The sequence below is a fragment of the Micromonospora alfalfae genome (assembly GCF_022230925.1).
Lineage (GTDB): Bacteria > Actinomycetota > Actinomycetes > Mycobacteriales > Micromonosporaceae > Micromonospora > Micromonospora alfalfae.
On the sequence record NZ_JAKKFH010000022.1, the window covers coordinates 84,093 to 106,115 of the forward strand.

The 22,023-nt window shown below is 69.8% G+C and carries 24 protein-coding genes; 12 read left to right on the plus strand and 12 right to left on the minus strand.

From position 1 onward, the window contains the following. The first annotated feature begins 36 nt into the window (after positions 1-36). Together MED01_RS18635 and MED01_RS18640 are read left to right on the plus strand one after the other, a co-directional pair. On the plus strand, positions 37-1,335 hold the full coding sequence (locus MED01_RS18635) for a hypothetical protein (protein WP_238669834.1): 1,299 nt from the start codon (positions 37-39) through the stop codon (positions 1,333-1,335). Beyond that, positions 1,322-2,215, plus strand: a complete 894-nt coding sequence (locus MED01_RS18640; protein ID WP_238669835.1) for a GlsB/YeaQ/YmgE family stress response membrane protein — start codon at positions 1,322-1,324, stop codon at positions 2,213-2,215. Before MED01_RS18635 ends, MED01_RS18640 begins: the two co-directional genes overlap by 14 nt. A gap of 40 nt (positions 2,216-2,255) precedes the next feature. Here the strand turns inward: MED01_RS18640 and MED01_RS18645 are convergent, their stop codons facing one another. From MED01_RS18645 to MED01_RS18660, 4 genes are all read right to left on the minus strand, one after another. Further along, entirely contained in the window at positions 2,256-2,885 is a 630-nt protein-coding gene (locus MED01_RS18645) for a GNAT family N-acetyltransferase (protein ID WP_238669836.1), read from the minus strand. Between the two features lie 69 nt (positions 2,886-2,954). Beyond that, positions 2,955-3,641, minus strand: a complete 687-nt coding sequence (locus MED01_RS18650) for a Type 1 glutamine amidotransferase-like domain-containing protein (RefSeq protein WP_238669837.1) — start codon at positions 3,639-3,641, stop codon at positions 2,955-2,957. A gap of 323 nt (positions 3,642-3,964) precedes the next feature. Further along, a complete protein-coding gene (locus tag MED01_RS18655) occupies positions 3,965-4,471 on the minus strand; it encodes a DinB family protein (RefSeq protein ID WP_238669838.1) in 507 nt (168 codons plus the stop codon). Further along, positions 4,468-5,499 (minus strand): aldo/keto reductase, encoded by a 1,032-nt coding sequence (locus tag MED01_RS18660; protein WP_238669839.1) that lies wholly within the window; start codon positions 5,497-5,499, stop codon positions 4,468-4,470. Before MED01_RS18660 ends, MED01_RS18655 begins: the two co-directional genes overlap by 4 nt. Before the next feature lie 123 nt (positions 5,500-5,622). Between MED01_RS18660 and MED01_RS18665 the strand changes: the two genes are divergently transcribed. Next, positions 5,623-7,176 (plus strand): ArnT family glycosyltransferase, encoded by a 1,554-nt coding sequence (locus MED01_RS18665; RefSeq protein ID WP_238669840.1) that lies wholly within the window; start codon positions 5,623-5,625, stop codon positions 7,174-7,176. Between the two features lie 33 nt (positions 7,177-7,209). Here MED01_RS18665 and MED01_RS18670 read toward each other — a convergent pair whose 3' ends face one another. Then, the gene (locus MED01_RS18670; RefSeq protein WP_238669841.1) at positions 7,210-7,692 is read right to left on the minus strand and encodes an RrF2 family transcriptional regulator; all 483 of its coding nucleotides are present in this window, start codon (positions 7,690-7,692) and stop codon (positions 7,210-7,212) included. Between the two features lie 124 nt (positions 7,693-7,816). On the opposite strand from MED01_RS18670, the gene MED01_RS18675 reads away from it, so the two are divergent. Beyond that, entirely contained in the window at positions 7,817-8,557 is a 741-nt protein-coding gene (locus MED01_RS18675) for an SDR family oxidoreductase (RefSeq protein ID WP_238669842.1), read from the plus strand. A gap of 72 nt (positions 8,558-8,629) precedes the next feature. Here the strand turns inward: MED01_RS18675 and MED01_RS18680 are convergent, their stop codons facing one another. Beyond that, positions 8,630-9,214, minus strand: a complete 585-nt coding sequence (locus MED01_RS18680) for a GNAT family N-acetyltransferase (protein ID WP_238669843.1) — start codon at positions 9,212-9,214, stop codon at positions 8,630-8,632. After that, positions 9,214-10,467, minus strand: a complete 1,254-nt coding sequence (locus tag MED01_RS18685) for an MFS transporter (protein ID WP_238669844.1) — start codon at positions 10,465-10,467, stop codon at positions 9,214-9,216. The genes MED01_RS18680 and MED01_RS18685 overlap by 1 nt, the downstream gene beginning before the upstream one ends. Before the next feature lie 128 nt (positions 10,468-10,595). Between MED01_RS18685 and MED01_RS18690 the strand changes: the two genes are divergently transcribed. The 4 genes from MED01_RS18690 to MED01_RS18705 all read left to right on the plus strand — a co-directional run bounded on the left by MED01_RS18690 (position 10,596) and on the right by MED01_RS18705 (position 13,206). Then, positions 10,596-11,525, plus strand: coding sequence for a LysR family transcriptional regulator (locus tag MED01_RS18690; RefSeq protein WP_238669845.1), 930 nt, complete (start codon positions 10,596-10,598; stop codon positions 11,523-11,525). 217 nt (positions 11,526-11,742) lie between these two features. Next, on the plus strand, positions 11,743-12,153 hold the full coding sequence (locus MED01_RS18695; protein WP_238669846.1) for an ArsR/SmtB family transcription factor: 411 nt from the start codon (positions 11,743-11,745) through the stop codon (positions 12,151-12,153). Further along, positions 12,153-12,641, plus strand: coding sequence for an SRPBCC family protein (locus MED01_RS18700; protein WP_238669847.1), 489 nt, complete (start codon positions 12,153-12,155; stop codon positions 12,639-12,641). The genes MED01_RS18695 and MED01_RS18700 overlap by 1 nt, the downstream gene beginning before the upstream one ends. Positions 12,642-12,645: 4 nt before the next feature. Continuing rightward, positions 12,646-13,206: a dihydrofolate reductase family protein gene (locus tag MED01_RS18705; protein ID WP_238669848.1), complete on the plus strand. Its 561-nt coding sequence runs from the start codon at positions 12,646-12,648 to the stop codon at positions 13,204-13,206. 75 nt (positions 13,207-13,281) lie between these two features. On the opposite strand, the gene MED01_RS18710 is transcribed toward MED01_RS18705, so the two are convergent. Then, complete coding sequence (locus MED01_RS18710) at positions 13,282-13,674, minus strand: hypothetical protein (RefSeq protein WP_238669849.1); 393 nt, start codon at positions 13,672-13,674, stop codon at positions 13,282-13,284. A 125-nt stretch (positions 13,675-13,799) separates the two neighbouring features. On the opposite strand from MED01_RS18710, the gene MED01_RS18715 reads away from it, so the two are divergent. From MED01_RS18715 to MED01_RS18725, 3 genes are all read left to right on the plus strand, one after another. Beyond that, positions 13,800-14,261 carry an HNH endonuclease gene (locus MED01_RS18715; protein ID WP_238669850.1) on the plus strand — a complete coding sequence of 154 codons (462 nt, stop codon included), beginning with the start codon at positions 13,800-13,802 and terminating at the stop codon, positions 14,259-14,261. 59 nt (positions 14,262-14,320) lie between these two features. Next, positions 14,321-14,812, plus strand: a complete 492-nt coding sequence (locus MED01_RS18720; protein WP_238669851.1) for an endonuclease VII domain-containing protein — start codon at positions 14,321-14,323, stop codon at positions 14,810-14,812. A gap of 235 nt (positions 14,813-15,047) precedes the next feature. After that, positions 15,048-15,833, plus strand: coding sequence for a phosphotransferase enzyme family protein (locus MED01_RS18725; RefSeq protein ID WP_238669852.1), 786 nt, complete (start codon positions 15,048-15,050; stop codon positions 15,831-15,833). Between the two features lie 137 nt (positions 15,834-15,970). On the opposite strand, the gene MED01_RS18730 is transcribed toward MED01_RS18725, so the two are convergent. From MED01_RS18730 to MED01_RS18740, 3 genes are all read right to left on the minus strand, one after another. After that, a complete protein-coding gene (locus tag MED01_RS18730) occupies positions 15,971-16,372 on the minus strand; it encodes a VOC family protein (protein ID WP_238669853.1) in 402 nt (133 codons plus the stop codon). Then, on the minus strand, positions 16,369-17,136 hold the full coding sequence (locus MED01_RS18735; protein WP_238669854.1) for an arsenate reductase/protein-tyrosine-phosphatase family protein: 768 nt from the start codon (positions 17,134-17,136) through the stop codon (positions 16,369-16,371). The genes MED01_RS18730 and MED01_RS18735 overlap by 4 nt, the downstream gene beginning before the upstream one ends. 156 nt (positions 17,137-17,292) lie before the next feature. Beyond that, positions 17,293-19,194: a S9 family peptidase gene (locus MED01_RS18740; protein ID WP_238669855.1), complete on the minus strand. Its 1,902-nt coding sequence runs from the start codon at positions 19,192-19,194 to the stop codon at positions 17,293-17,295. Between the two features lie 214 nt (positions 19,195-19,408). Between MED01_RS18740 and MED01_RS18745 the strand changes: the two genes are divergently transcribed. Next, the gene (locus tag MED01_RS18745) at positions 19,409-20,197 is read left to right on the plus strand and encodes a nucleotidyltransferase domain-containing protein (protein ID WP_238669856.1); all 789 of its coding nucleotides are present in this window, start codon (positions 19,409-19,411) and stop codon (positions 20,195-20,197) included. Between the two features lie 205 nt (positions 20,198-20,402). On the opposite strand, the gene rox is transcribed toward MED01_RS18745, so the two are convergent. Further along, complete coding sequence (gene rox, locus MED01_RS18750) at positions 20,403-21,944, minus strand: rifampin monooxygenase (RefSeq protein ID WP_274525920.1); 1,542 nt, start codon at positions 21,942-21,944, stop codon at positions 20,403-20,405. Positions 21,945-22,023: the final 79 nt, after the last annotated feature.

Sequence of the window (22,023 nt, forward strand, 5' to 3'; positions counted from 1 at the left end):
CGGCGTGACGACCCGCCCCGGGATGAGGCCGGCCAGATGAGCCGCCCGTTCAGGATCGCCGTGGCCGTGCTCGCCGCGGTGGCCGCCACCCTGATCTACCTGAGCGTCACCCTCAAGGTTCGCTCGATGACGGGGCCGATCACCTTCACGCGGACCGCCGTTGACTTCCCGACCCTCGTCGCGAAGGGGTACGTCTTCTTCGCCCCCCTCGACCCCACGACCGCTCCCATGATGGACGCGGTGACGCCGCTGATCCGTTGGGCCGTGATCCTGCTGATCGGGGTTTCGACGTACCTGGCCTGCGGCCTGGTCACCCGACGGACGCATCCCTTCGTCGCGGCGATGACCGGCGCGGCCGCCGCCCTCACCGCCACGGCGGTCGGGGACCTGCTGTGGTGGGCCACCTTGGTGTTCCGTGTCCACTCCGCCCCCACCGGCTGGTACGCCAACGAGGCACTGGACCACTCCACGCTTCTCGCCAGCGCGCACCTGACGCTGACGGGCTGGACGTCCGACGCCCTCTTCTTCGGCTGCCTGTTCGCGGGCATGAACGCATCCCTTGTGGGTTGCACCAGCCTGGCGAGACTGCTGCTGGACAAGCTGCACGAGGACACCGACGAGGGCGACCTGCACGAGGACACCGACGACGGCGACGACGAGGTTCAGGAATCGCTTGACGACGCCGATCCGGCGGCCTGGGTTCCGCTGATCGGCGACGTGCGGGGACGCAGCGCGAACCTTGCCCTGTCCGGTGTCCTTCCGGTGCTGGTGCTCATGCTGGTCAACGGCACCCAGGCGGTCTGGGACAGCTACACCGGGAGAGGATTCGTGGCGCTGCTCAGGGTGTTCCTGTACCGCCCCGCCCTGTCCCCGCCGCCACGCGCACACGATGACGTGGAGTACCGACTGACTCACGAGATCGAGCCGAACTCCCTGTCGATGGACGAGTGGATACACAGGTCGGTGCTCGCCGTCGCCCTGCTGTTGGTGCTCTGGCTCCTGCTCTGGGCGCTGCTCGCCGGCCTGCCGAACTCCGGGCATCGCCTCGGGCTCGTCGTCGTCTGCTGGGGTGCCACGATCGCGGCGTCCGCGCTGATCGCGACGTCCGACGTCCTGGTCGACTGCGCGGTGTCGGACTCCCCGACCGGCTGCGCGCCGTGGGAGTCCCTGGGCCTCCAACTGACCGCCGCACTGCGCTTCGGCGCGGCGTGGGGTTGGCTCGTGGCGCTGCCCGTGCTGCTGGCCCGCCGGCTCCTCGACACCGACACGTCCGCCGACCCATCTACTGGTACGTCCACCGAAATGCAGGAGACTCCGGTCCATGAGTCCACGTAACAAGCGTCCGCGTCGCCGTAGGGCTCCCGCGCCGGCACCCGTCGCCTGGTGGAAACGCCCCGTCACCTGGCTGCTGACGATCGTGGTCGGTGCCGTCGGCGCCTGGCTCGGTGCCGTTCTCCTCGGCATGTTCAACCAGTGGAAGCCCGCGAACGAGCTGGCCGAGGAGCTGGCCGGCCGGGGGCCACTCGTCGTCCTGGACGTCAAGCACGTCCCCTACCCGGACGAGGGTGCGCTCGACTACGTCTACCCCGCCGGCGCCGACCTGGCTCGTCTGGACGCCGACCGGCCGGCCGATCCGACCGTCGAGGCCGGCGCGGTCGACATCGGACGGAGCACCTGGGAGATCACCCTCGTCGGCACCCGGGACGAGGCAGTGGAGGCCGTCGACCTCCGGCCCGTCCTCGTCGAACCCTGCCGCCCCCCGCTCACCGGGGTCCGGGATCCCAACGAATCCCAGGGCGCCTCCGAGAAGCTCGTCCTGGTGACACACGTGGATCAAGCGAATCCCCGGATGCTCATCGAGGATCCGGGTGGCGAGGATGCCGGTGCCCCGTTCTTCGCCACGAACAAGATCACCTTGCCCAGGGGGGAGAAGAACGTCATCCAGGTACGAGCCCTCAGCGCCAAGCAGCACTGCCGATGGCGACTGGAGCTGGACTACCTCGCCGACGGACGACGTCAGACGATGGTGGTGTCGGCGCCCGGCGACAAGCCGTTCGAGGTGACCGGGCGCGCGGACGACGCGGCCTACGCCTCGATCTACCTCAACCCGCTCAACGGCTGTCGGGCCAAGGACGGCAGCACTACCGACCGGCTGCGCATCACCGGTGCCGAGTACGCGCAGATGGTGCGCGACAAGCGCACCTGCCCCTACTGACGGTCGGCGCTCCTGCCCGCGACCGCCACCGAGGTCAGGGTCACCGACACCCACGGAAACCGCCACCACCGTCCCGGTCGGCTCCTGATGCCATCGAGGTCACCAACCGCGCGTGCCGGTGCATGTCGTGCCAACCGTCGGCGTGACGCACCGACCCGCGCGCCACGCCCTCCTCGGTGAACCCGGTGCGCGCGGCCACCCGGCAGGACGCCGCGTTGCCGGTCGAGTGCTCCAGCGCCAGCCGGTGAAACCCGCCGCTGGTGAAGGCCCACCGGGTCATGGCGAGCAGCGCCCCGGTGGCGATGCCCCGACCGCGCGCGGCGGGCACCACCCAGTACGACACCTGCGCCGACGCCTCGGTCAGCAGCACGTCGCGCAACCCCACCTGACCGACGGGCCGGTCGTCGGCGTCGACGACCGCCCAACTGGCGGCGCTCTCGTCGCGCCAAGGGCCGGCCCACTGCGCTGTCCACGATCGCGCCTCGTCGTCGCTGTCGATGCGGCGCACGTGCCATCGCTGGATCACCGGACAGTCGAAGGCAGCCCGGACGGCCGGAGCGTCGTGGTCACGCCACGGCCGCAGCGCCAGGCCGGGGCGTACCGGAAGGTGGGGTTGCTCCTGGGCGGCGAGGCTACCGGCGGGCAGGGCGGGTGCGACGAGCAGCGGCATTCGCCCATTATCGAGCCGGCGACCTTACTCTCCGGGCGGGCTGCCGGCGAGTTCGGAGACCACCCCCGGTCAGGGGTTGATCAGTTTCCAGTCGCCTTCGGAGATGACGTCAACGGTGCCATCGACCACCGTGATGGCGGTGTTGTCGTCGATGGCGTAGGTCGGGACCGGGATTCCGGACGCCCACTTCTGGATGGTGGACAGCTCGGTGTCCTCCATGTCCGGATGGTTGAGGTGGGGGTAGAGCGTGAAATCCACCAGCCCCAGCGCCCGGTCGGCGCCCTGCGCCATGTCGCTGCCGTCCGGGACGAACTGACTGTCGAATTCGGCGTCGCAGTTGTACGGGGTGACGGCGATGCTGCCGGCGCTGACCCCCACATAGACCGTGTCACTGAGCGACGGCAGGAGGTCAGCCAGGCCCGACTGGCGCAGCCAGTGGGTCAGGTACAGCACATCGCCGCCCCAGACGAGGAGGGCATCGGCCTCCCGGACCGCGGGGACCCAGTTCTCTTCTCGAATGGTCGGCAGCGCGGTGAGCTCCAAGATCCCCAGGGATTTCCAACCGAGCTGCGTCAGCGGGATCGAGTCATGGCCGTGGATCGCCTTCCAGGCTCTCCCGGCGCCGCCGGGGAAGGGGTAGACAGCGGTGGGGATGAACAGGGCCGTGGCCTCGGCGATCGGCTTGCCCAGCAGGTCGGCGAGCGCGTCGGCGATGCTCGGGTTGCAGATGCCCGACGACGTGAGAAGAAACTTCATGGAATCCGCTCTCCTGAAGCCACCGCATGACGGCGATCATGTTGCCCGTCAGATCCAGCGTCCCGGCTCGCTGACGCGAGCGACACATCGCTGGATCATCCGCTGGCGGCCGTCCAACCGTCAACTGTCTCCGCCCGCACGACGACACCGGTCCCGCTACTCGGTGCAGATCTTGGACAGTTTCCGTTAGGACGTAACGGAAACTGTCCAAGATCTGGTGCCGCTGCCCGACAAACCGCTCGGCCCGGGCTCAGAAGTCACGCACACCCGTTCACGAACGAAGCGCCGAGCAGCGACATCAGACCATCGTCGAGCCGACGGTCTCACTCGCCGGTCGGGCCGCCCGCGATTTCGGCGACCACGTCGAGGTGGCCCAGGTGGCGGGCGTACTCCTGCACCAGGTGGAACAGCACCCGCTCCAGCGAAGCCGGGTCCGCGCCGTTCCACCGCGGGCCCGGCGCGCCGACCTCGGCCAGGTCGTGTGCCGTCACCACGGCCGTGGTGTGCGCGCCCTGCGCCCGCAGCGCCGCCACGAGTTCCGCGCGGGTCTCGTCGGGGGCGACGTACCAGCGGTCGTCGCGGCGGTCGCCCCACGGCTCGGCGACGTCCCGGCCCTGGAAACCCCACTCGATCCAGCGCAGCTCGACGTGGCGCAGGTGGGTGAGCAGTTCCAGTGGCGTCCACCCGGACGGCAGCCGGCTGCGCCGCAGTTCCGGCTCGGCCAGCGCCGACACCTTGGCCACGGTGGACTCGCGGAAGTAGTCCAGGTAGCGCAGGAAGACCTCGGTGCGGCTGCCGGCCGGGTCGGTGGGCTTGGGGAACGAGGTCATGACCCGGCCGGCAGGTCACGGGCGCGCTGGCGCACCCCGGCCGCGCCGTACGGGTAGTCGCCCACCAGCGGGGCGCTCGCCTCGTCCAGCAGCCGCATCTGATCGGCGTCGAGGACCAGGTCGGCGGCGGTCAGGTTGTCGTCGAGCTGCTCGGTGGTCCGCGCGCCGAGGATCACCGAGGTGACCGCCGGCCGGGCCGCCAGCCAGGCCAGCGACACCGCCGACATGGACACCTCGCGGTCCCCGGCGATCTGGCGGACCGCGTCGAGCACCCGCCAGGTGCGTTCCTCGGCGTTGCGACCCGCGTACGCCTCGACGCCACGCTGCGGGTTCTCGCCGAGCCGGGTCGCGCCGGTGGGCGTGCTGTCGCGCTGGTACTTGCCGGTCAGCCACCCGCCGCCCAGCGGTGACCAGGGCAGGATGCCGATGCCCTCGTTCTCGCAGACCGGCACCAACTCGAACTCGATCTCCCGGGCCAGCAGGTTGTACTGGGGTTGCAGGGTCACGATCGGGGTGAGGTTGTGGTGCTGGGTGAGCAGGGCGGCCTTCTGCAACTGCCAGCCGGTGAAGTTGCTGACCCCCGCGTAGCGGATCTTGCCGGCGCTGACCGCGTCGTCGAAGAACCGCAGCGTCTCGGGCAGCGGGGTCAGCGGATCCCAGGCGTGCGCCTGGTACAGGTCGATGGCGTCTACGCCGAGCCGGCGCAGGCTGGCGTCCAGGGCGCGGGTGAGGTGCACCCGGGACAGGCCGGCGTCGTTGGTCCCCGGGCCCATCGGGAACCGCCCCTTGGTGGCGATCACCAGGCGGTCACGCAGGTCGGGTCGGCTGCGCAGCCAGCGCCCGATGATGTCCTCGGAGACACCTGTGGAGTAGACGTCGGCGGTGTCGATGAAGGTGCCGCCAGCCTCGACGAACCGGTCCAGTTGGGCGAAGCTGCCGGCCTCGTCGGTCTCCGCGCCGAAGGTCATCGTGCCCAGACACAGGGTGGACACCAGGGTGCCGGTGTTGCCCAGAGTGCGATAGCGCATATCGTCCTTTCGGTCCGAGTGACAAAGCTGATCTTCGCACCCGCCTCGACCACCTGCATTCGGGACCGTGCCGAACGCTGGTAGGGGCACCCACGCGGCCGCCGCGAGGGTCATCATGAGCGGGTGAGCGAGCCCGCGATCGATATCGACCGACCTGAGCGGCCGACCCAGTCGCCGCCGTCGGGGCGACCGCCGCAGCCCGGCGTTCGTACCCGTGGCCCATGGCTGGTGGCCGCCGCCACCACCGTGACGCTGCTACTGCTCGCGGGCCGTTACGGCTATCACCGGGACGAGCTGTACTTCCTGCTCGCCGGTCGGCACCTCGACTGGGGCTACGTCGATCAGGGGCCCCTGGTCCCGGTGCTGGCCCGGCTGCTCGACACGATCGCCCCGGGCAACCTGGTGGTGCTGCGTACCCCGTCGGCGGTGCTGGCCGGCGGCGCGGTGCTGCTGGTCGCCGCCATCTCCCGCGAGCTGGGCGCCGGCTGGGGCGGGCAGCTCTTCGCGGCGGTGCTCGCCGCGCTCTCCGGGATCGTGCTCGCCAGTGGTCACCTGCTCAGCACCACCACCGTCGACCTGCTGGTCTGGTTGGTGGCGGCGTGGTGTGCGGTGCGGTTGCTGCGCACCGGTGACAGCCGCTGGGCTCTGGGCATCGGGCTGGCGCTCGGTGTGGGCATGCTCAGCAAGCTGCTGCCGGCGCTGCTGGCCGTCGGTCTGGTCGCCGGGGTGCTCGTCGCCGGGCCACGCCGGCTGCTGCGCGACAGGTGGGTGCTCGCCGCCGCCGGGATCACCGTGCTGCTGGCCGCACCGAACTTGATCTGGCAGGCGTCGCACGGCTTTCCGCAGCTCGGTGTGGCCGCGTCCATCTCCGACGGTGACAGCTCCTACAGTGGTCGGCTCGACGCGCTGACCCTCCAGTTCGTCATCATCAGCCCGTACGCCGTACCGATCTGGATCGCGGGCCTCGTCGCGCTGCTACGTCGACCGGCGTGGCGCGCCTACCGGGCGGTGGGCTGGGCCTGGCTGGTGGTGGTCGGCATCGTGCTGATCGCCGGCGGCAAGGGTTACTACGACGCGCCACTGTTGCTGGTCCTCACCGCCGCCGGGGCGCTGGTCGCCGTGGCGTGGGCCTCGCGCGGGTCGCTCTGGTGGCGTCGGGGGCTGCTCACGCTGGGCGTGGTGCCGTTCCTGCTGCCCAACGTCGTGCTGCTGCTGCCGGTGCTGCCGGCCGACCGGTTGCCCGGTTTCGTGGTCGACGTCAACTACGACGCTGGCGAGACGATCGGTTGGCCGGAGTTCGCCGACTCCCTCGCCGCCGTCCATCGGGGACTGCCGCCGCAGGATCGTTCGCGGGCGGTCGTTCTCACCGGCAACTACGGCGAGGCCGGCGCTGTGGCCCGCTACGGGCCGGCCCGTGGTCTGCCGCGGGCGTACTCCGGGCACAACAGCATGGTCGACTTCGGTCGGCCGCCCGCCGACGCGGACGTGGTCATCGCCGTCGGCTGGGAGCGCCCCGACCAGCTCAACACCTGGTTCGAGCAGTGCGCCCTCGCCGGGCGGGTGGACCAGCGGGTCGAGGTGGAGAACGACGAGAACGGCGGCCCGATCCACGTGTGCCGGGGGCTGCGGCGTCCGTGGGCCCAGATCTGGGACACCGAGGTACGCCACACCGGCTGACAGCGCACCACCGGCTTGGCTGGTCAGCCAGTGTCAGCTGGCCCCGCCGGTCAGCCATGCCTGGATGCCGACCAGGGCTTCGGGGCCGGAGGTGGCGTCGACGTCGCGGGCGAGATCGGCGATCGTGACCGCGGCGAGCGCCTGGCGCCACGCGTCCTCGGCCGCCCACATGGCGCGGGCCACCGGGCACGGCGTGGCGCAGGCGTCGGCCGGCGTCGCGAACGGGCCGCGCTGGCGGATCTCGGTGCAGACGAAGGTCGGGCCGGGTCCGTCGACGGCCCGGACCACGTCGAGCAGGGTGATGCTCTCCGGCGCGCGGGTCAGTACGTAGCCGCCCGACTTGCCCTGCACCGAGTGGATCAGGCCGGCGCGGGCGAGCGCCTGGAGCTGCTTGGCGAGGTAGCTGCTGGAGACGTCGTGCAGTTCCGCGAGCTTGGCCGCCGGAACGGGCGTGTGGCTGGCGGTGAGCACAACGCAGCAGTGCAGCGCCCACTCGACCCCGCCGGACATCTTCATGACGTCACCCTAGTCACCCCGTTACTCGGACTCATTGTGTCCGAGTATAGTTCTCGGACAAGAGATGTCCGAGTATCGGCTGAACCTCAGCGGTCGGACCACACTCACGGGAAGGTGCACAGGCATGAAGATCGCCGTACTGGGCGGGACCGGCCTCATCGGGTCGCAGGTCGTCAAGATCCTGAAGGCCGCGGGGCACGAGGCGGTGCCGCTCTCGCCGTCCACCGGGGTGGACCTGCTCACCGGGCAGGGCCTGTCCGACGGGCTCGCAGGCGCCCAGGTCGTCGTCAACCTGACGAACTCGCCGACCTTCGACGAGGCCTCGCCCGCCTTCTTCCAGACGACCATGGACAACCTGCTGGCCGCCGCCGCTCACGCCGGCGTCGGCCACGCGGTGATCCTCTCCATCGTCGGCGTCGACCAGGTGTCCGACCTGGACTACTACCGCGCCAAGAGCCTCCAGGAGGAGATCCTCACGGCCGGTCCGATTCCGTACTCGATCGTCCGCGCCACCCAGTTCTTCGAGTTCGTCGAGTCGATCCTGTCCTGGACGGCTGACGACACCACAGTCCGCCTGCCCAGCACGCCGGTGCAGCCGATGGCCGCCGCCGACGTGGCGCAGGCCGTCGCCGAGGTCAGCATGGGCGCGCCGCTGCGGGGCATCCGCAACGTCGCCGGGCCCGACGTCTTCGCCCTCGACGAGCTGGGGCGGATCACGCTCGCCGCCCGCGGTGACCAGCGCACCGTCACCACCGACAACACCGCCGGCATGTTCGCCGCCATGTCCGGCGATGTCCTCATCGCAGGCGACGACGCCGTCATCGCGCCCACCGCCTACCGGGAGTGGCTCGGCCGCCAGGTCTGAACAGGCACACACCCCGCGTCTCGCGGCGGCGATCGACCGCCGCCGCGACGCGCGGATACGGGGCAAGGCCGATTACCGGCGTATCCCACCCTGTGACGTGCCAGTCGCGGCCCGCCACTCGTGCGCGAGGATCGCGAAGACGAGCCGGTCGGCCCACTCCCCCCGGAACAGGTAACTCTCGACATGGCGGGCCTCCTGCCGCATGCCGAGTCGCGCCATCATTCGGGCCGACGCGGCGTTGCGGGCGTGGCACCGACCGTAGACCCGGTGCAGCCCGAACTCGGTAAACCCCCAGGCCAGCAACGCTGTGGCGGCCTCCGTGGCCAACCCGCGACCGCCGTGGTCGGGGTGGAAGACGAACCCGAGTTCGGCGGTACGGTCGAGCTGGCTGCGCCACACCAGCTCCACGAGTCCGATCACCCCGGCGTCGGTGACCGCGGCCACCGTCAGGCAGTCACCCTCCGCGCGCCACGCGTCCTCGCCCGCCATGGCGAGCACCGACGCCAGGGACTGTTCACGGGTACGCGGCTCCGCCCCGAGCATCCAGCGCACCACGTCGGGTCGGCGCTGAAACGCGTACACGTCGTCGAGGTCGTCGACCGTGACCGGGCGCAGGACGAGCCGTGCGGTGCGGATCGGGTAGGTCGGCTGGAACATCACGCGATCGTAGAGACCCGAGCGGGGCGCTGCGGTGCCGGCCGATCGGGGTCCGGGCGCCGGGGCAGCAGCAGCGGGCTCGCGAGGATCACCAGCCCGGCGACCATGATCGCCGTGCGGGGGCTGGTGGCCTGCGCGAGCAGCCCGCCGAGCGCGCTGAGGGTGGCGATGGTCGCGCTGCTGCCGATCGACCAGGCCGACAGGGTACGGACGATGCGATCCTTCGGAGTCTGTTGAAGGCGGTAGGTGGCGAGCACCGGGTTGTACAGGCTCATGCTGATGATGATCGCGAACTCGACGGTGATCACAGTGGCGAGACCGACGACGCCGGGCTGGACGAAGGCGAGGCCGATCAGCCAGATCGCGCGCAGCGTGCCCACGGTGCGGATGATCCGATGTTGGCCGTAGCGTGCCACCACCCGACGGGCCAGGCGGGACCCGATGAGGCCACCGACGCAGGGCACGGCGAAGGCGAGGCCGTACTGCCAGGGTGGAAAGCCCAACTCGCCGAGCAGGAGCACGGCCAGCAGCGGCTCGGTTGCCATGATCAGCCCGGCGACCAGCAACTGGTTGAGGTAGAGCGCCCGCAGGCCGGGGTGGGTCAGCAGGTGCCGCCAGCCGTCGAGCAGCTCACCGGCCCGTACCCGGCCTGCGACGGTGCGCCGGGGGTGGTCTTCGGGGTCGCGAATGGCGGTGAGGCCCAGCGCGGAGAGCAGATAGCTGAGCGCATCGGCCACGACGGTGACCACCGGCCCGAACAAGCCGACCGCCGCGCCGCCCAGCGGTGGCCCGAGCGCGATCGAGCTCCAGGTGGTCGACTCGAACCGCGCGTTCGCCGCCAGCAGGTCGTCCGGCCGCACGAGGGCCTTGAGGAAGGCGCCGCTGGCGGCGTTGAAGGCGATCTTGGCGGTGGCGACCACGGCCGAGACGACAAGCAACTGCCCGAAGCTGAGCCGGCCCATCGCGTACGCGATGGGGATTGTCAGCAGGGCCGCGAACCGGGCCAGGTCCATCGCGATCATCACCCGCCGCTTGCGGTGGAACTCCACCCACGGCCCGAGCGGCAACGCGAGCAGCGCGCCCACCGCCGGCCCCAGCGCGGCCAACACTGACACCTGGGCGGGGCTGGCCTGCAACACCAGCACGGCGATCAACGGCAACGCCCCGAAGCCCAGCCCGGAACCGTAGGCGCTGACCGCGTACGACGCCCACAACCAGCCGAACCGCCGCCCCAGGGATCGTCTCGTCGACAAGCCCACTCCTCCCGCTCCCAACAACTCAGCGTTGACCGTCAGGATCAAAGCAAGGCCGGCGACCATGGATCAAACAACCGGATGAGCGGCGCGGCACAACCCAAGGTTGTGTCAGTAGGGTTTGTCAGGTGAATCTCGACGCCGTCCGCACCTTCGTCGCCGCCGTCGACGCCGGCCAGTTCCAGGACGCCGCCGCCGCGCTGTCGATCACCCAGCAGGCCGTCTCCAAGCGCATCGCCGCCCTGGAGAAGGACCTCGGGGTACGGCTGTTCACCCGCACGGCGCGCGGCACCCACCTCACCGTCGACGGCCAGACCTTCCTGCCGCACGCCCGTGAACTGCTGCGAGCCGAGGCGCGCGCCGACGCCTCCGTACGCCCCGGCCGGCGGGCACTGCGCGTCGACGTGCACAGCCGACGGATCGCACCAGCGGTGCTGTTGCAGGACTTCCACCGCGCACATCCCCGCATCGAGCTGGACGTCGTCACCCTCGACGCCGACGTCCACGCCGCGATGGCCGCCGTCGAGGCGGGGACTGTCGACGCCACCTTCCATGCCGTCACCGTCGCCGCGCGTCACCTTCCCGCCGCGATCAGAACCACCCGCGTGATCGACGAGCACCACGAACTGCTCGTCGGCCCCCGCCACGCGCTCGCCAACGCCCGCACCGTCACGCCCACACAACTCGCCGAGCACCGGATCTGGATGCCCGGCATGGCCCCCGGCACCGAATGGGCCGCCTACTACGACGAACTGGCCGCCGCCTTCGGTCTCACCATCGATCTGGTCGGGCCGGTCTTCGGCAACGAGGCCCTGCTGGCCGAGATCGCCGACTCCGCGGAGCTGGCGACCCTCGCCGGGGAACGCACCAGGTACCTGTGGCCGGACAGCTACGACCTGCGCCGCATACCGGTGCGCGACCCGGCGCCGGTCTACCCCATGTCACTCATCTGGCGCGACGACAACCCGCATCCCGGGCTGCGGGCACTGCGCGACTACCTCGCCTCCCGGCGAGCACAGACGCCCGAGATCGAGGTCTGGCTGCCGCCCTGGGGTTAGCGCGCAAGCGCGTAGGCGGCGACTGCCCGATGGTCTACGCCGGGCCCGCCGGCTTGACCCGGACCAGCTCGGTGACCTTCGCCGCCCTCCATGACCGCCACCGGACGCCAGGTCGATGCGCCGTACTCGCGACGGTCCAAACCCGATGTCTCGGCGTGTTGACACGCGTCCATCCGGCACTACATTTAACGTGTTGGTTAAGTGACTGGAGGCTCTGGTGTCTGGCAGCGATCAACTCAGCGCGGTGTTCTCGGCTCTCGCCGACCCGACTCGACGGGCGATCCTCGCCGAGCTGGCCGACCGCGACGCCACGGTCACCGAGCTCACCGCACCCCTCCCGATCTCGATGCCGGCGGTGTCGCGGCACCTCAAGGCGCTTGAGCGCGCCGGGCTCATCTCACGCACCCGGTCGGGGAAGTTGCGGATGAGTCGCATCGAGGCCGCCCCGCTGCGCGAAGCGGCCGAGTGGATCGAGCGCTACCGGCGGTTCTGGGACACGTCCCTCACCCGCCTCGACGCCCACCTCGCGGCCGTGCAGGCAGCCGGCCGCCCAACGGACCGAACGGCCCACGGCCCGGCGTTTCCCGACCGGGAATCCCCGAGCAAGGCTCACGACAAGGAGAATTGATGGACAGCGACAAACCGCCAATCGTCATCTCACGCGTGGTGGACGCGCCACGGGAGCTGGTCTACCGCGCCTTCACCGACCCCGACCACCTGGCCGCATGGTGGGGGCCGATCGGCAACTCACTGCCCCGCGACGAGATGGAGTTCGACATCCGGCCCGGTGGCCACCAGCGCTGGACCGAGGTCTTCCCAACCCAACCCGGCCTTCGAGTCGAGGTCCGCATCGACCTCACCGATGTCGTGGACGGCGAACTGCTCGACGGCGTCGCGCACGTCACCGGGCATCTGCCGGAGGGCATTGAGCCGCACGAGACAAGGATGCGGGTCGAGTTCCACGACGAGGCCGATGGACGAACGCGCCTCGAGATCCGTCAGTGGCTCCCGGGGCGGGTGGCTGGCCCCGCCAACCAGGGCTGGGACGAAGCCTTCTCCAAACTGGACGCCACACTGCGGAATGCCCATCCCGTCGCCGTCGACGTCGAGGTGTAGCGCCATGGCCAAGCTGATCTACGTGACCAACGTGTCCCTCGACGGTTACATCGAGGACGAACACGGCAGATTCGACTGGACCCCACCCGACGACGAGTACCTCGCGTTCATGACCGACCTGCTCCGGCCCATCGGCACCTACCTCTACGGCCGACGCCTGTACGAGTCGATGTCCCTCTGGGAAACCAACCCCGCCCTGGCCGAACAGTCGAAGCTCACTGCCGACTTCGCCGACGTCTGGCAGACAGCGGACAAGGTCGTCTACTCCACCACGCTGGACGCGACCTCGACCGCCAGGACCCGGCTCGAAACGAGCTTCAACCCCGCTTCGGTACGCGCCATGAAAACCTCGGCCACCAGTGACCTCACCATCGGCGGCGCACACCTCGCGGCGCAGGCATTCCAGGCCGGACTGGTCGACGAGTGCCACCTGCTGATCCACCCCATCCTCGTCGGCGGAGGCAAGCCCGGTCTGCCCAGCGCCACCCGGGTTGGGCTGGAACTACTGAGCAACCGCCGACTCAGCAACGGTGTGGCGTCCCTGCACTACCGCATCCGCACCTGAGACGGTCGTCGGCGTCACCGACCCCGACGGATGTCGGTGACGCCGGCTCGTTCTGTGCGACCTTTCGCATCTCCGTCAGTCTCCATACCAGTGCAGCGTCAGGCCGGGCTCGTCACGCCACCGCGCCAACAACGCCTTCAGCGCCGCCACCAGCCCACGTTCCGCGTCGTCAGCCGCCGCCGCCCCGAGACGGTCGACGTCAGCGGCGAGCTGCGGCAGATCCTCATGAACGAGTACGCCGTCCGACCACGGGTGGAGCTGACCCAACACCGGAAGTCGGTTACCGCCGGCCGCGTTCAGCAGCGGCAGCAACTCCTCCACCGGCACGTCGAGCAGCAAACCGCGCTCCTGCGCCGCTGCCCACTCGTCGGCGTCGGCCCGCTTGCGTTCCCGCCGCTGCGCGCGGGTCGCGCGACGGAGGCTCTTCGGACGCGGCTGCGGAGCGCGCAGCACCAACAGCAGACCCACCCCGGCGAGGCTACGGCAGCTTCGGGTGCGGACAGCACGGCCGGAGCGCGACCATTCGCCGAGCAGGCGCGTCGGCGTGTCCGCCGTCGTTCGACGAGGCTGCGCGACGTGGGTACGGTGACACCGTGCTCTCGGCCGTGAAGGGTCTGTCCCGCTACCACACCGAGGAGTCGCTGCGCGCCCACCTGCTGGAGCGCTCACACCGCACCGAGAACGGCTGCCTGGTCATCGAAGGTTACGGGCGGCGACGCGGGGTGCACCAGAAGGTCGCCGGTCGCGCGTGGGCGCACATCGCCGCGTACGTCGTCCTCGTCGGCGGGTACGACCCCGCCCTCGACGTCGACCAGACCTGCGGTGTCGCCGACTGCATCGAGCCGACACATCTGCGCCAGCTCAGCCGGGCCGACGCCTGCCGCAGCCGCAACCAGTTGGCACAGTGCCGCAACGGCCACGACCGCGAACTCGACCCGGCCACCGGCCGGTACCGCCGGGTCTGTCGCACTTGCAACCGGGAGGCCCAGCGCCGCTGGCGTGAACGCGAGGCCGCCGAGGTAGCCCAGGCCCGCGCCGCGTACGGCCGCTCGTAGTCAGCCCTCCACGCGGTCCGATGTCGGGACCGCCACTCAAGTCGGTAGTTGTGGGGATCGTGAACGAGTTCAAGAAGTGCGGGCGGTGCAAGCAGCTTCGGCCGCCGGAGTCCTTTGTCAGCGCGACCGGCCGCACAATGCTCTCCTGTCAACCATGCCGCAAGTATTCCCGCCGCGTGAATCAGGCCAGTAGGGACGCCCGTCCCGGCTCCGACCGAGCGATGAATCTCTGGACCAAGTACCGGATCACCGAGGCCTTCTACGACGAACTGAGGTCACGGCAAGGATTTCGCTGCGCTATCTGCGGCATCCATGAGGATGAACTTCCGGCAACTCTCGCTGGTCGCCCCCGAAAGGACGGGAAGCCCTCAGCCTCGGCGTTCCGCTTGGTCGTGGATCACTGCCACGGCACCAGCACCGTTCGCGGACTGCTCTGCAACGGGTGCAATTCGGCGCTCGGCCACTTCCGAGACAGCCCGGAGGCGCTGCGCCGCGCATTGGACTACCTGCAGTCGGAGCCGCCCTCCGTGCCGCCCCGAGAGGTCATCTGAGCCCTCAGGCCGAGGCGCTCGCACCGGCCTACGGGAACGCTTACACCACACTGCCTCCTTACGCACAAGAACTGTCATTATGGTGCGTGTACGTATCGTCCCCTTTGTCCCAGGTAATTACTGGATTGTTGTTAATAACAATCCAGTAATTGGCTCCGCTGGCCGTCGGTCCCCTGCGCCAGCCCGCCTCGGGAACGTGGTGGCTTTGCCGGCCCCACGCGCTGAGGATGTCGGCATGAATCACCACAACGCGAACGCGGTCGGCGAGCAGGAGGAAGCGCTGCCCGGCGGCAACATGGGGGGCGCAACACGTGTCGGTGCCACTGTTCGGCGCGGTGCCGGGGCATGGAGCTCGACGGTTCAACGCCTGCTACGACATCTGCGTGAGCGTGGCGTCACCTGGGCTCCGCAACCGCTCGGGACGGATGAACAAGGACGAGACAGCGTCTCGTACCTGCCGGGCATCGTGCCGCAGTACCCGTTGCCGGAGTGGATCTGGAGCGATGGTGTCCTCACCGATGCGGGTGTCCACCTCGCACAACTTCACCAGGCCAGCGCCAGCTTCGACACCGTCGGAGGAGTTTGGCAGTTCCCGGTACGGCAACCGGCTGAGGTCATCTGTCACAACGACTTCGCGCCGTACAACATGGTCTTCACCGACCGGCGGCTCACCGGCGTCATCGACTGGGACACGGCGTCGCCCGGTCCCCGGTCGTGGGATCTTGCCTACCTTGCCTACCGGCTGGTGCCGCTGGCCCATCCCGACAACGGCGACGCAATCGACAGTGATCTGGGCGAGCGGACACGTCGGCTGCGCATGCTCTGCGATGCCTACGGCTCGGGGCAGGACCCTGCTCACATCCTCCAGGTCGCAGTCCGTCGACTACACGACCTCGCCGCCTTCACCAAGGCGCGGGCTGATCAGGGACAGGAGAACATTCGCGGTCACGTCGGGCTCTACCGACGCGACGCGAGGTGGATCACCGCGCACGCCGATCAGTTGGGCCGGAATGTCGCCTAGGCCACCAGTGCCCCGATTGGTCCCACACGGCGTGCGTTGGATGCGCGAGATCCCGCGCATGAGCGGCTGGGCTGCGGCCGAGTCGGCGCTGAGGAACATCGGCTTTGCCTTGGCGCAGTGGCGAAGTGCGACTGGGCTCAGATGTTGACGGGGCTGGCCCGGCCGGCGGGTTGGAAAAGTTCGACGAGGTTGCCTGCGGGGTCGGCGAGCAGGATCTGACGGCCACCCGGCCCGGAGACCAGTTCGCTGCGGAACGCCAGGCCGGCGTCGCGGAGCCTGTCGATCTCGGTGTCCAGGTCGTCGACGATGAGGTGGATGCGGTTGCGGCCGGGGCTGCTGGCGTCGTTCGGGGTGGCGCGGGCGCCGGAGCTGGCGGGTCCGGACAGCAGCAGTCGTAGCGGGCCGCGGACCACGTCGGCGAAGGCCGGGGCCGCGCTGGTCTTCAGGTGAAAACCGAGGTGGGCGGTGTAGAACTCGACGGCGGCGTGCACATCGTCGACGAGGTAACGGACGCTGACGTATTGCTCGGCTGTGCTCACGGTCTGGTCTCCTCGGGTTCGGTGACGAGGACGGGCAGCAGATGCCGCACGCGGGTGTCGATGTCGGCCGTAACCTGCAGGAAGGCGGGGTAGTCGTCCCCGGTGCCGGCTGCGGCGGGGTCGGGAATGCTCCAGTGCAGCTTGCCGGCCGGGTTGCCGAAATCGGGGCAGATTTCTCGGGCCTTGTCGCACAGGGTGATCACGTAGTCGAAGCGGCGGCCGGTGAGCGTGTCCAGGTGCCGCGGGCGCCGGTCCGCGACGCCGACGCCGAAGTTCTCGCGCAGCGCCCGCTCGGCATGGGGGTGTAGTTGCGGCCGGGGGCGGGTTCCGGCGCTGGTCACCTGCACGTGCCCGGCGCTGTGGCGTCGGAGCTGGGCTTCGGCGATGGGGGAACGTGCGCTGTTGCCCGTGCACACGAACAGCACGGTTCGCGGCGGGTGGACCGGTGGGGCCGGTGGAGTCCCGCCCAACTGCAGGGCGGGGTGCAGCGCGGTGCCGGTGCCCGCCAGCGCGTGGGCGCAGCGGTCGAGGTCGAGGTGGTAGTAGCTGTCGCGGCCGTCGAAGCTGCTGCGGGTGGCGGTGACCAGGCCGCCGTCGCGCAGCAGTCGCAGGTGGTAGGAGACCAGGTTCTGCGGCTGGGCCAGGAGGCTGGCCAATTCGCGGACCCGCAGGTCACTACGGGCGAGTTCGGTCAGCATGTGCCAGCGCAGTGGGTGTGCGGCCAGCCGGACGAATGGCGGCGCGGTGTGACTTGGTGGCCCCATGACCCCGAAGATACATCAAGCCCGTTTGATCGGTTGGGATCTCGCCGGGCGTGCCGACCAGGTGACAGAACTCCACCTTCTGCGGCGCCCCTGCACGGCTCGGACCTTGCGGGCGCCGGTGGCGTACAGCCCGTCCAGCCGCACAGTCAGCTCAGGTCACGTCTGGAGCCAGCGATCAAACCAGGCGCGGGTCCGGCGCAGGACGTCCAGTTGGTGGTTGCGCTCCCGGATCGAGTGGCCCTCTCTCGGGTAGATCACGAACTCGTGTTCGACGTCGAAGTGCCGCAGCGCCCGGTGCAGGTACACGGCCTGTCCGAGGGGGACGTTGGTGTCCTCGGCGCCGTGCAGGATGAGCACCGGGGTGCGGATGTTGCTGGCGAAGGAAATTGGGCTGACCGCGTCATGTCGGTGGGGTCCGATGCCGGACCAGCCGGTGCTGCCACCGAGCGCGGCCTCGAACTGGCCGTTCTCCCCTGTCGCGGCGAGCATGCCCCAGTCCACGATGCCCGCGCCGACCAGCGCGGCGCGGAAGCGATCGGTCTGGCCGACGGCCCAGGCGGACATGAAGCCGCCGTGGCTCCAGCCGGCGATGCCCAGCCGGTCGGGGTCGGCGATGCCCTCGGCGATGAGCAGGTCGATGCCGGTCAGGATGTCGGTCCACTCCTGCTGGCCGACCTGGCCGGCGACGCTGGCGGCGAACTGGTGGCCATGGCCCTGGCCGCCGCGCGCGTTGGGTAACAACACCGCGTAGCCGGCGGCGGCCAACCACTGCGCGCTCGGGAACCAGAACAACTGGCAACGATCGGCGTAGCGATCGTAGGGGCCTCCGTGCACGATCGTGACCAGCGGGAACGGACCCTCCGACGCGGTCCTGCCGACCGGCAGGACGAGCAGGCCGTCCAGGTCGAGGCCGTCGGCGGCGCGGTAGGCCAGCGGTTGTTGCGTGCCGAGTACGACGTCGTCCAGTTCGGGCCGGGTGTTGGTGATTCTTCGCAGCGGCCCGGTTGGCGCTCCAATGTGAACGTTCGGGGGCTGATAGCGGGTGCCGGTAAGCACCGCGATCTCGTCGCCGGCGGGGGTGGCGGTGAGGTTGTCGAGGCGTCCCGGGTGGTGCGACAGGGTCGTCAGGTCGGCGGGGTCGAGCCGGGCCACTGTCGTGTTCAAGCCGTCGGCGAACACCACCAGCGGGGCTGCACCGGTCTGGCAGAGTTCGGTGGGGCACATCGAGAGCCCAGCGGTGCGGTTGCGCAGGACACGGCTGCGCACGGCCAGATCGAACACGGCGGTGCCGGCCTGCAGCACCGGTGGGGTGAGCGCGAGGTAACCGAGGTGCCAACCGTCCTCGCCCGGCCACCAGGCCAGCGATCGTGCGTCGACCTCGACCGGTCCGAGGTCCTCGGCAGTCCCCGTGGTGGGATCGAACAGGTGCAGTCGGCCGGTGGGCGGGCCGTGGTCGTTGTCGGCGCTGGCCCAGGTCAGCACGGCAAGTGGGCCGCCGTCGGGACGTTGCCGCATTTCCACCACGTGCCGGTCAGCGAACACCTGCGGGGTGGCGACCCGGCCGGTGCGCAGGTCGAGCAGGCGCAACCGGGCACGTGGTTCGCGCTCGCCGACGACAATGACGTCGTCGCGGTCCCGGGCGCGGCGCGCGTCCTGCTCGGTGGGTTCGTCCTCGGCGAGCAGCGCGACAAGGTTGGGGTCGATGAGCGGCAGGTGATCGATGACGCCGGCGGGCCAGCTGGTCAACGTGGTCATCGTGCCGTCGGCGGGGGTGAGCCCGTGCAGTTGCGGGGTACCGCGGTCGGCGCTGTCGGACAGGAAGAACAGCGCCTCCGAGTCGGCCGACCAGCGTGGCAGGGATTCGGTTGCAGTGTCGGCGGTCGCCCGGCGTGACGCGACGGCGCCATCGGTGTGTACGAGCCAGAGTTCGGTGTCGAGGTGGTCACCGGTGCGGCTGGTGGGGGCGAGGACGTAGCAGAGCAGGCGCCCGTTCGGGGCGAGCGCCGGGGTCTGCGGAGCGCAGCCATCGACCACGAGCTCGGCGGTCAGACCTCTCATGCGATGAGTCTGCCAGCAGGCACAGAACACCATGCGATGGAGCCTTCTTGCTGGTTCGACGCACTGGCGATTTTCCGTTGCGAGTGGCGAGGCATGATGTCGTCATGGACGCACGCGACCTGCCAGCCATGGCGAGAGTGAGAACGGCTCGCCGCCGGCTCTGCCGGACGTCTCCCGCAGCCGGGGCACGTTGGTGTCGGACCAGCGTGACCCTATGTTCTCGGTAGAGGAACGCGACCTGATCCAGCGGCGGCTGCTGCATCTGGCGGAACAGGACCCGGGTGTCGTCGCCGCCGCGATCACCGGGTCGCACGCCACGAACGATGAGGATCGCTGGTCGGACATCGATCTGGCCTTCGGGGTCAGCGACCCGCTCGACGCCGTCATGGGTCGATGGACGCAGCAGATGTATCAGGACTTCGCGGCGGTCCACCACTGGGATCTGACGTCCGGGTCGGCGATCTACCGGGTGTTCCTGCTGCCTCATTGCCTGGAGGTCGACCTCTCGTTCAGCCCGGAAGTCGAGTTCGGGCCGCGAGGCCCGAGTTGGCGACTCATATTCGGGCGAGCCACGCCACCCCGGGCCTCCGCGCCGAGCGGTCACGACGGCACGGCCGGCCTGGCGTGGCACCACGCGCTGCACGCACGGATCAGCATCGAACGAGGCAGATACTGGCAGGCGGAGCACTGGATCAGCGCCATGCGCGCTCAGACAATCGCCCTCGCCTGCCAGCGACTGGGCCACCCCACCAGCTACGCCAAAGGCGCTCACCTACTACCCCCCGACATCACCGGCCCGCTCGAAACGACCCTGGTCCGTTCCACTGATGAGACCGAGTTACGCCGTGCCCTCGCGGCCGCCGCAACGGCCCTGACCGCGGAACTCACCCGCACGGACCCGACCCTGGCCGATCGGCTGCACCCGATTCTCAGCGAACTCACCGCGATCGATCGGCAGCCACGAAGCAGCAGGCCACAGACCGAGTTGCCTCAGGAACACTGAGACTTCGACCGTCCACGTCCCATGCGCTGCGGCACCGCAAGCCGTCGGTGGAGCACGGTCAGCAGCGATTACCTCGACCTTGTGGTGAGCGGTGAAGCTCACCAGGGTGTCGGGCGGCAGCGAGGTCTCCCCCTTCCGGGCCGTAGCCGAAAGCCCGGACGGGGGAAGACCACGACCCGTTCCGCACCTGGTCGCCGGCCTGAGATCAGTGGACGGGCTCGCCGAACCAGCGGGAGAGGTGCTCGTCCAGGTCCTGCTGATCATCACCGACCCAGGCGATGTGCCCGTCGGGGCGCAAAAGAACACAGGAGACGTCCAGCTCAGCGGTGGCATCCGCCAGGTGATCGACCCGGTCTGACCAGCCGCCGACGGTCAGGCGTTCGGTGCGATCCAGCAGCAGACCGCGTCCACGGTGCAGCAGACCGTAGAGATGGCCCTGTTTCACAGCGATGTCAGGCACCCGACGACCGAGTAGGTCGGGCCCAGCGCCGAAGTCGTAGCGGATACCGATTGCGGTGATCTTCTTCAACAGATGCAGGTTCACCTCGTCGAAGTCCATCAGCTCGGTGAGCAGCCTCCGCAGGGCCTGTGCGCCCGGTTCGGTGGACAACAGCTCCGTCTGGGCTCGGGTGTTGTCCAGCACCTCAGCGGCGACCGGCCGGCGTTCGGCCTGGTAGGTGTCCAGCAGGGCCGGCGGCGCCCAACGACGGATCCGCGCGGCGAGTTTCCAGCCGAGGTTGACTGCGTCCTGAACGCCGAGGTTGAGGCCCTGTCCGCCGATGGGCGGATGGATGTGCGCCGCGTCGCCGGCCAACAGCACTCGCCCGACCCGATAATGGTCGGCCAGTCGGGTCGCGTCGCCGAAGCGGGACAACCAGCGCGGCGAGTGCACGCCGAAGTCGGTCCCGGCGATGGCGCGCAACTGGCGCTTGAAATCATCGAGGGTGGGCGGTTCGGCGCGGTCACTGACGCCGGCCGCGGGCACCAGGACGCTGTAAACGTCAGCGCCTGCTGGCCGGAGCCAGAATCGTTGGTGGGTTTCGCGGATCTCGGCGACCTTGGCGGCGATCTCCTCCGGCGGCACGCCCGCTTCCATCTCGCCCATCAGGCTCTCGGTCCGTGCGGGCTCGCCGGGGAACCCGACGCCGAGCAGTTTGCGCACCGTGCTGCGCCCGCCGTCACAGCCGACGAGGTAGCGCGAGCGCAGCTGTTCCCCGTCGGCCAACTCGACGGTGACGCCCTCGTCGTCCTGCGCGAGGCCGGTGACGGCGCAACCACGCCGGACCTGCGCACCCAGTTCGGTGGCGTGTTCTTCGAGCAGACGTTCGATGACGGGCTGCGGGATACCCAGCAGGTAGGCGTACCGGGAATCCAGGCCGCGGGGTGCGGGCTTGGCGATGGCGGCGAAGTAGGCGCTGGCCGGACGCTGCCGCCCGTGCGGGAGGATGCGTTCCAGCAGCCCGCGCATCGCCATCAGCTCGAGACTGCGGATGTGCAGGCCGACGATGCGCACGGCCGACACCGGCTCGGTCTCCTTCTCCAGAACGAGGACCCGTACGTCGTGTAGTCGCAGTTCGGCGGCGAGCATCGCGCCGGTCGGCCCACAGCCGGCGATGATCACGTCGTATCTGCCGGGCGCGCGATCGGTGTGCGGGTCCGATGGAGCGGGGCTGACATCGCTCACTGTGGAGTCGCGCTCGACCGGATCGGTCGACGACGGCTCGGCGGTGAAGTGCGCAGAGTGCATAGGTGCTGCCTTTCGGGAGTGCCGTGTTGGCAGGGCGCTCCCGGCGACACCTACGTCAATCGCCCGACCGGGACGGCAG

Bases quoted from the DNA above. Each gene is read 5' to 3' on its own strand.
- MED01_RS18725 (WP_238669852.1), top strand. From the start codon at position 15,048: ATGAATCACCACAACGCGAACGCGGTCGGCGAGCAGGAGGAAGCGCTG.
- MED01_RS18745 (WP_238669856.1), top strand. From the start codon at position 19,409: ATGTTCTCGGTAGAGGAACGCGACCTGATCCAGCGGCGGCTGCTGCAT.
- MED01_RS18700 (WP_238669847.1), top strand. From the start codon at position 12,153: ATGGACAGCGACAAACCGCCAATCGTCATCTCACGCGTGGTGGACGCG.
- MED01_RS18675 (WP_238669842.1), top strand. From the start codon at position 7,817: ATGAAGATCGCCGTACTGGGCGGGACCGGCCTCATCGGGTCGCAGGTC.
- MED01_RS18705 (WP_238669848.1), top strand. From the start codon at position 12,646: ATGGCCAAGCTGATCTACGTGACCAACGTGTCCCTCGACGGTTACATC.
- MED01_RS18645 (WP_238669836.1), bottom strand. From the start codon at position 2,885: ATGCCGCTGCTCGTCGCACCCGCCCTGCCCGCCGGTAGCCTCGCCGCC.
- MED01_RS18640 (WP_238669835.1), top strand. From the start codon at position 1,322: ATGAGTCCACGTAACAAGCGTCCGCGTCGCCGTAGGGCTCCCGCGCCG.
- MED01_RS18650 (WP_238669837.1), bottom strand. From the start codon at position 3,641: ATGAAGTTTCTTCTCACGTCGTCGGGCATCTGCAACCCGAGCATCGCC.
- MED01_RS18735 (WP_238669854.1), bottom strand. From the start codon at position 17,136: ATGGGGCCACCAAGTCACACCGCGCCGCCATTCGTCCGGCTGGCCGCA.
- MED01_RS18670 (WP_238669841.1), bottom strand. From the start codon at position 7,692: ATGAAGATGTCCGGCGGGGTCGAGTGGGCGCTGCACTGCTGCGTTGTG.
- rox (WP_274525920.1), bottom strand. From the start codon at position 21,944: ATGCACTCTGCGCACTTCACCGCCGAGCCGTCGTCGACCGATCCGGTC.
- MED01_RS18660 (WP_238669839.1), bottom strand. From the start codon at position 5,499: ATGCGCTATCGCACTCTGGGCAACACCGGCACCCTGGTGTCCACCCTG.
- MED01_RS18635 (WP_238669834.1), top strand. From the start codon at position 37: ATGAGCCGCCCGTTCAGGATCGCCGTGGCCGTGCTCGCCGCGGTGGCC.
- MED01_RS18680 (WP_238669843.1), bottom strand. From the start codon at position 9,214: ATGTTCCAGCCGACCTACCCGATCCGCACCGCACGGCTCGTCCTGCGC.
- MED01_RS18655 (WP_238669838.1), bottom strand. From the start codon at position 4,471: ATGACCTCGTTCCCCAAGCCCACCGACCCGGCCGGCAGCCGCACCGAG.
- MED01_RS18740 (WP_238669855.1), bottom strand. From the start codon at position 19,194: ATGAGAGGTCTGACCGCCGAGCTCGTGGTCGATGGCTGCGCTCCGCAG.